The 244-nt window shown below is 58.6% G+C and carries 1 protein-coding gene; it reads right to left on the bottom strand.

Annotation, left to right across the window (positions count from 1 at the left end; translation table 11 throughout):
- Positions 1 to 244, bottom strand: a 244-nt coding sequence (locus tag AC0IYH_RS33455) for a hypothetical protein (protein WP_471838736.1), incomplete at both ends; no start/stop codon positions are given.

Genomic DNA, 244 nt, shown 5'->3' with positions numbered 1-244 from the left:
CCACTGCGCAGTGGCGCGGTAGATCAGTGGTGTTTTGTGGCGCCAGCAGTGCATGTAGCTGTGGTTGATCGCTTCGTGCTTGAGCAGCGCGCCGACTTCTTCGAGCTTAGCGACGATGGCCGGGTTGGCCTTCCAGATGAACTGGCCACCAAAGAACGGCAGCGAGTCGACATAGACGCCGTTGCTCTGTACCGGGTTGAGGATGTCGTCGTTGCTCATGCCGTAGCGCTTGCAACTGTAGAAG

It is taken from the genome of Pseudomonas sp. AC463, from assembly GCF_979253585.1.
Note: the sequence above shows the minus strand (reverse complement) of the source record. Positions and strands in the feature narration are given on the sequence as shown.